We start from the raw sequence: 6,974 nt of genomic DNA on the forward strand, positions 1-6,974 counted from the left end.
GTAAGGGTGAAGGGTGAAGGGTGAAGTTTCAGAACAATCTCTGATTGTTCACGAACTTAATCCTGGACCAAAACAAAGGCACGATCACCCAGCGGCACAAAAGGAATGTCTCCCTCCCCCTGGTGGGGAGGGATTAAGGGTGGGGGGGAAGGGCTTTCTCACACCGAAAGCAATCGCAAAAGCCAATCAGTAAATCAGCCAATCAATAAATCAGGGTTTACACTTCAGCAAAGAACACCAACTAAATCAATCGCTTGCCGTTAGGGACAGGCTGGTCAATAGCGGCCAAAACGATGTCACCATTGTGATCTTCAAACCCAAGCGTGAGGACCTCAGAGCGCAGCGGACCGATTTGGCGTGGTGGAAAATTGACCACCCCCATCACCTGGCGGCCAACAAGGGCATCGGCTTCATAGTGCACAGTAATTTGAGCAGAAGACTTCTTGATCCCAATCTCATCCCCAAAATCGATAATCAGAATATGCGCCGGTTTGCGCGCTTCGGGGAAAGGTCGCACCTCAACAATGGTGCCGGTTCGGATGTCGACTTTTAAGTAGTCATCAAAACTAATGTGATCCGTCACGCCCCAATTCCTCACTCCGTTTGCGCGCGGCGGTGACGGCCCGCACCATCAAATCGGTCAAACCCTCTTCGCCCATCAGTATTTGCATCGCAGCATAAGTGGTTCCGTTTGGTGAGGTCACATTTTCGCGCAATGTAGCTGGCGCTGTATTTGGTTCAGCTTCCAAAAGCATAGCGGAACCGACCACGGTTTTTCGCGCCAATTCCATAGCCAATTGCGGGGCCAAGCCTTGCGCCTCACCTGCGGCAGCCAAGGCTTCAACCATATTAAAAATGTAAGCTGGGCCGGACCCCGAAACGCCCGTCACAGCATTTATGTCATCTTCTTTTTCAACCCAGAACGTGCGACCAGAAGCGTCGAGCACATTATCGACCACAACCTGATCGTCATACTCAACACCGGTGCCTGCAAACGCACCGATCGCGCCAAGTCCGATTTTGGCTGGCGTATTTGGGATGGTGCGCACAACGCGGTCTGTACCAAGCGCTTTGCTCATTTGCGCAATCGAAATGCCCGCCATCACCGAAATCACCAAAGTGTTTTCATCTACGCACGATCTGGCAGCAAGCAACACATCCGGTGCGACTTGTGGTTTAACCGCCAACACCAAGACCTGTGCTGGTTTAACGGGAGGTCTGGCCAAAGTTGTAATTGAAATCTCAGAGGCCTTGTGGCGCACCGCTGGCGAAGGGCTTGGATCTACCAAGATCAATTGGTCCGGCGACAGGCCAGCTTCAAGCCACCCCACGGCCATTGCCATGCCCATTTGTCCAGCGCCAACAAGTACGACAGGCCCGACATCATATAAAGGCATTGATAAACTTCCTAAGCTGAACCGACAGTTTCAAACATAACATGTGATAATGCTTCGTCCGCAGGTTTACCTGCCCAAACGACAAATTGGAACGCTTGATAATACTGGTCACAGCTTTCAACGGCCGAGTGCAGCAGCGCTTCGCATTGTTGTGGCGTAACTTCTGCGCCCCCACATAATAGATGAGAATTGCGGAAAAGCACCATGTTTTCCTTATTCCAAATATCAAAATGACCAATCCAAAGTTGTTCATTCACTTTAGAGATCAGTTGTTTGACCTCGATACGCCGGGCTTCAGGTATTTTGAGGTCGAACGCGCACGCAATGTGCAGCGATTCCAGATTTTCCATCCATGAGAATGAGACGTGATAATCGCTCCAGCCTCCGCGAATAGAGATTGAAATCTCATCCGCATCAGCCCGCTCAAACGACCAATCATTAATGCCCGCAATGTGCTCAATGATATCCACCGGGTGCATTGCCCGTTCAACTTCCATCTCGATCAGCGACATATTCTTCGCCTTTTCAAAGCTCGTGTTTTGGCAGAAACGGGGGGATGCTCGTTAGACAAAACCAGCAAGCCCCGTATGTGAGACGCAATTTCAAGATTTGAAAAGCCGAAACCCTCGACCCTAATCAGGATGTTCAGCGTTCGTTGCGAATCTATTCTGCGTTAACGAACATTAACCCGACCATCCGTAGTGGGAATTACAAAAGATTGATTCCCACCAAATCTCTTGTGGATGATCAGGCCAAGATGGTTAACAGCTTGTTAATATCAAGCGTTATGCACATGCCTTTTATGTGTTGAAATGGGACGGTTTAGCTGGTTTTTTTCTTTGAGCGCAGACCATCAAGCTCTTTGCGAAGGTCGGCAATCTCTTCGCTCTGGATTTGCACCAACTCGCGCAATGCATCGAACTCCTCACGCTTGGTGAGATCCATATCGTTAATAAGGCGCTCCATCTGCGCTTTTAGTGCGGTTTCAACTTCACGACGTGCACCATCTGCAACACCTGCCGCATCGTTCATAAATTTGCCAAGATCGTCAAAGATTTTGTTTCCATCACGCATAGCTTTATCCCTTTAATGGTCGGGTGGAATGATCGGTTTCAAATCAGATATGTAAGCATCAATTGTCAGCTTGACCAGTGCTAAGGCGAAATGCATGGTGCGATAAATTAACCTTTTCAAAGTGAGTAAGAACTTTGCCCTTTCCAAATATTGATCCCGTCGCCCTTTCGTTCGGCCCCATCATGATCCGCTGGTATGCGCTTGCTTACTTGGCTGGCATATTATTTGCGTGGGGATATGGCCGCCATTTGGTTTTGCAAACCCAACTTTGGGGCAAAGCGCAACCACCTTTTACCCCCACACAATTGATCGATTTTATCTTTTGGGCCGTTCTAGGCGTCATTCTGGGTGGCAGGATAGGTTATGTGCTGTTCTACGACATATTGCTCAGTGTCGGCTTGAACTGGCAATCAGGTTTTGGCGCTATATTTGCCGGAAGTTATTTCCTACAAAACCCGATCGACATTCCCCAAGTCTGGCAGGGCGGTATGTCGTTCCATGGCGGACTGTTTGGCCTTGTGATTGCCATATGGTTTTTTGCGCGTCACATTGGATCAAACGTGCTGTCAGCAATTGACTTATTGGCACTGATTAGCCCCTTCGGCTTGCTGTTTGGTCGTGTCGCCAATTTCATCAATGGCGAACTATATGGCCGCGTCACTGATATGCCGTGGGGCGTGATATTTCCCTCTGGTGGTCCTGATCCGCGGCACCCAAGCCAGCTTTATGAAGGCCTACTGGAAGGGGTTTTGCTGTTCCTTATCCTGCGCATTGTCAGCCACAACCTCCAAGGTTTACGCAAGCCCGGCCTTGCGGCGGGCATCTTTGGCATCGGCTACGGCATTAGCCGCATCCTTGTGGAAACCGTACGCGAACCGGACGCCCATATTGGTTTGCTCAGTTACAACCTTACGATGGGCATGATCCTATCAACCCCAATCGCGCTTGTGGGTGTTTGGTTAGTCTGGAACGCTTTGCGCAACAAACCAACCACGCGCGCCCTATGAGCGACCATGACTTTTCATTAAGCGAGTTGATCAATGTGCAAATCATGGCGCAGGGTCCAATGTCCTTGTCGACCTATATGAGCATGGCCCTAACCCACCCAAAACTTGGTTATTACAAAAAAGCTGATCCGTTGGGGGAAGCTGGTGATTTCATCACCGCGCCAGAGATCAGCCAAATGTTTGGCGAAATGATCGGGGTTTGGGTGGCGCAAACTTGGGAACTTCTTGGCAATCCAAAATCATTTTCACTGGTTGAACTTGGCCCCGGCCGCGGCACGTTGATGGCCGACTGCTTGCGGGTGCTCAACCAAGTCCCCGGCATTTTGGACGCGGTAAGCATCAATCTGATTGAAACAAACCCCGTACTGATCGAAAAACAGCGGACGAACCTAAATGGGTGCAAGGTGGTTTGGCGCGCCGAAATTGATCAACTTAGCGCTGAAACTGGACCGTTGATTATCATCGCCAACGAGTTTTTTGACGCACTACCCATCAAACAGTTCCAACGCGCCGATGGGAAGTGGCACGAACGTCTGGTGGGTCTAAAAGAAGGAAACCGCGCTTGGGGTCTGTCGCCAACCCCTCTCCCAGATGAAGCGTTTCCCGCTGAACTTAAACCGCAAGAAAATGCGATTTGGGAAACCAACTTCATCGCCCAACAAGTGATTAAAGACATCGTTGAATTGATCAACAATAGCGGCGGCGCGCTGCTCACGATAGATTATGGCTACGGCAAAAGCCAAACTGGGGAAACCTTGCAAGCGCTCAAGGCGCACCAGCATGTAGACCCTCTGACTGAACCCGGAAATGCAGATTTGACCGCCCATGTCGATTTCGCAGCCCTTAGTGAGGTGGCGCAAAAATCGGGTGCTAAAGCGTGCCACTTGATGAACCAAGCTGATTTCCTCAAAGCAATGGGCATCGAACCGCGCGCCCACAATTTGGCTTCAGCTTCGCCAGAGGCTGCGCCAAAAATTGTTAGCGATCTAGCCCGATTAATCGACAATGATCAAATGGGCGACTTGTTCAAAGCCTGGTGTACCTACAGCGCTCCCACACCGCCCTACCCGTTTGAGGAAGCGTAATGCTCAAGCCAATCACAACCGATTTGCTGAACTTAGCTGACACCGCGCATGGTTTTTTTGGTCGACAATCTGGCAACTCTCAAGCGCCGTTTGACAGTCTCAACGTCTCATTTGCCGTTGGCGATGATCGGCAGACGGTGAATTCCAATCTTGATGCCATAGCGACGCATGTCGGCATTTCACCGCAAAATCTGTGCTTGGTCAGACAAACTCATTCGACAGATGTGATTTGTGTGACATCCTCTTCCCCGCGCGATAACCGCATCGCGGCCGACGGCATGGTCACCGCCACTAAAGGGTTGGCGTTGGGTATCCAAACAGCTGATTGCGGCCCGGTGCTTTTTGCTGACCCGAAAAATCAAATCATTGGCGGCTGCCATGCTGGTTGGAAAGGCGCTGTTGGCGGCGTCGTCGGCAATACAATTGAAGCGATGGTGAAACTCGGTGCAGAGCGCCAGCACATCGTGGCGGCGCTTGGTCCGGCGATCCGCGTGGAGAATTACGAAGTCGGTGCGCAGTTTAAAACGGACGTGCTTGCCAAATTCCCACACACCGCGCGCTACTTCAAATTGCCGGGTGGCGCGCGCGCGCCGCACTTCGATTTGCCACAATGCATCATGGATCAACTCGAATCGGCCTCCATTGCTGAGGTAAGTGATCTGGGCGTTTGCACCTATCAAAACAGCGATGATTTTTTTTCGCACCGCAAAGCGACCCACTTAAAAGAAAAAACCGGCCGCCAATTATCCGTAATTGCAATTATTTGAATGAATCTTTGTAGATTCTGCCCATTGGACTTTTGAATCGGTTGAACCCGTCGCCAGCCCAGTATAACAAACTCATAACAGACGGGGCATATCGCTAGACTACCCACATTTTTCTGCTTTCAAGGGGCGCGCATCAACATGAAACTGGTGACTGGTAATTCCAACCTTCCGCTAGCCAAGGCTGTATCCAAATATCTCAATATTCCGCTGACCGATTGTGTGGTCCAAAAATTTGCGGATAAAGAAATCTTTGTTGAAATCAATGAAAATGTGCGCGGCGAAGACGTTTTCGTCTTGCAGTCCACCTCCTATCCGGCAAATGACAATATGATGGAACTACTCATCATCATCGACGCCTTGCGTCGGTCATCAGCCCGTCGGATTACCGCCGTCATCCCCTATTTCGGCTATGCCCGACAGGACAGAAAATCTGCGCCACGCACACCTATCTCGGCGAAGCTTGTGGCCAACCTGATTACCGAAGCGGGCGCGAACCGTGTTTTGACTTTGGATTTACACGCCGGCCAAATTCAGGGCTTTTTCGATCTCCCCACCGACAACCTAACGTCCGCTCCAGTTATGGTGCGTGACATCAAAGAACATTACGACACCAAAAATGTGATGGTGGTTTCACCTGACGTTGGTGGTGTGGTCCGTGCCCGCAACGTTGCGCGGCGCATTGGCGCGCCATTGGCCATCGTTGATAAGCGCCGCCCAAAAGCTGGTGTTTCCGAAGTGATGAATATCATTGGTGACGTCGAAGGCCAATCATGCATCATGATCGACGATATCGTGGATAGCGGCGGCACCTTGTGCAATGCGGCTGAAGCCTTGTTGGCAGCAGGCGCAAAAGAAGTCTCTGCCTACATTACCCATGGCGTATTGTCCGGTGCCGCTTGCGAGCGCATTTCCAACTCAATGCTCAAAGAGTTGGTTGTTTCAGACAGCATTTTGGAAACCGATGAAGAGCGTGCCAGCCCAAATATCCGTCAATTCTCAATCGCGCCGCTGATCGGCGAAGCCGTTGCCCGCACCGCTGCAGAACAGTCCGTTTCGAGCTTGTTCGACTAAACTCGCATTTCAGTTCTGATCCCGGCTCAAGGCCGGGAATGCCAAGGTGGGCTTGGCGCATATATCAAAACAATAAATGCCACCAGTGGGCTTGGCACGATATATCAAAACAATCTTGGCCGTCCCACACTTGATGCGGGGCCTCATTGGCATGATGTATACCCCCCCCCACCCTTAATCCCTCCCCACCAGGGGGAGGGAAACCTATCCCGCATTAAGTCGGACCTAAAATGCAATCGGGGATACCCTGCCCTCGTCACCCTCGTGCTTGACACGAGGGTCCATCATGGAATTCCAAGCAGCAGTGCGGATGAAAACAAGAGGCCTTACGTATTGTGCTGCCGCAAGGTGGCTGGTTGCTCCGTTGATCCCGGATCAAGGCCGGGATGGTGCAGGTGGTTTTGATTTGTAAAATATGCACTTCCACCGTCCCGCACTTGATGCGGGGCCTGTCGCTCGGCACTCACAACGCCATACCCCCGGCTCTGTTCTCGCGCCGCCGTCGCAAGCTATGCTTGCTTCCCCGGCACCCCCGGCTCTGTTTTCGCGCCGCCGTCGCAAGCTATGCTTGCT

8 protein-coding genes are annotated in these 6,974 nt (G+C 51.2%); 4 read left to right on the forward strand and 4 right to left on the reverse strand.

Going from position 1 to position 6,974, the window contains the following annotated elements:
• Positions 1–241: 241 nt before the first annotated feature.
• The 4 genes from ACJAZW_RS14640 to ACJAZW_RS14655 form a co-directional block, all read right to left on the reverse strand.
• Positions 242–583 (reverse strand): tRNA-binding protein, encoded by a 342-nt coding sequence (locus tag ACJAZW_RS14640; protein ID WP_415159406.1) that lies wholly within the window; start codon positions 581–583, stop codon positions 242–244.
• Positions 567–1,397 carry a pyrroline-5-carboxylate reductase gene (gene proC / locus ACJAZW_RS14645; protein WP_415159408.1) on the reverse strand — a complete coding sequence of 277 codons (831 nt, stop codon included), beginning with the start codon at positions 1,395–1,397 and terminating at the stop codon, positions 567–569. Before proC ends, ACJAZW_RS14640 begins: the two co-directional genes overlap by 17 nt.
• 11 nt (positions 1,398–1,408) lie before the next feature.
• Positions 1,409–1,909, reverse strand: coding sequence for a YbjN domain-containing protein (locus ACJAZW_RS14650; protein WP_415159410.1), 501 nt, complete (start codon positions 1,907–1,909; stop codon positions 1,409–1,411).
• Between the two features lie 310 nt (positions 1,910–2,219).
• Positions 2,220–2,471 carry an accessory factor UbiK family protein gene (locus ACJAZW_RS14655; protein WP_415159412.1) on the reverse strand — a complete coding sequence of 84 codons (252 nt, stop codon included), beginning with the start codon at positions 2,469–2,471 and terminating at the stop codon, positions 2,220–2,222.
• Between the two features lie 134 nt (positions 2,472–2,605).
• On the opposite strand from ACJAZW_RS14655, the gene lgt reads away from it, so the two are divergent.
• The 4 genes from lgt to ACJAZW_RS14675 all read left to right on the forward strand — a co-directional run bounded on the left by lgt (position 2,606) and on the right by ACJAZW_RS14675 (position 6,401).
• Positions 2,606–3,478, forward strand: coding sequence for a prolipoprotein diacylglyceryl transferase (lgt, locus tag ACJAZW_RS14660; protein WP_415159414.1), 873 nt, complete (start codon positions 2,606–2,608; stop codon positions 3,476–3,478).
• On the forward strand, positions 3,475–4,563 hold the full coding sequence (locus ACJAZW_RS14665) for a class I SAM-dependent methyltransferase (RefSeq protein ID WP_415159416.1): 1,089 nt from the start codon (positions 3,475–3,477) through the stop codon (positions 4,561–4,563). Before lgt ends, ACJAZW_RS14665 begins: the two co-directional genes overlap by 4 nt.
• Entirely contained in the window at positions 4,563–5,330 is a 768-nt protein-coding gene (pgeF, locus tag ACJAZW_RS14670) for a peptidoglycan editing factor PgeF (protein WP_415159418.1), read from the forward strand. The genes ACJAZW_RS14665 and pgeF overlap by 1 nt, the downstream gene beginning before the upstream one ends.
• Positions 5,331–5,468: 138 nt before the next feature.
• Positions 5,469–6,401 (forward strand): ribose-phosphate pyrophosphokinase, encoded by a 933-nt coding sequence (locus ACJAZW_RS14675; protein WP_415159420.1) that lies wholly within the window; start codon positions 5,469–5,471, stop codon positions 6,399–6,401.
• Positions 6,402–6,974 lie beyond the last annotated feature (573 nt).

Source organism: Maritalea sp. (assembly GCF_047634455.1).
Classification (GTDB): Bacteria; Pseudomonadota; Alphaproteobacteria; order Rhizobiales; family Devosiaceae; genus Maritalea.

Bases quoted from the DNA above. Each gene is read 5' to 3' on its own strand.
- ACJAZW_RS14650 (WP_415159410.1), bottom strand. From the start codon at position 1,909: ATGTCGCTGATCGAGATGGAAGTTGAACGGGCAATGCACCCGGTGGAT.
- ACJAZW_RS14675 (WP_415159420.1), top strand. From the start codon at position 5,469: ATGAAACTGGTGACTGGTAATTCCAACCTTCCGCTAGCCAAGGCTGTA.
- ACJAZW_RS14655 (WP_415159412.1), bottom strand. From the start codon at position 2,471: ATGCGTGATGGAAACAAAATCTTTGACGATCTTGGCAAATTTATGAAC.
- pgeF (WP_415159418.1), top strand. From the start codon at position 4,563: ATGCTCAAGCCAATCACAACCGATTTGCTGAACTTAGCTGACACCGCG.
- ACJAZW_RS14665 (WP_415159416.1), top strand. From the start codon at position 3,475: ATGAGCGACCATGACTTTTCATTAAGCGAGTTGATCAATGTGCAAATC.
- proC (WP_415159408.1), bottom strand. From the start codon at position 1,397: ATGCCTTTATATGATGTCGGGCCTGTCGTACTTGTTGGCGCTGGACAA.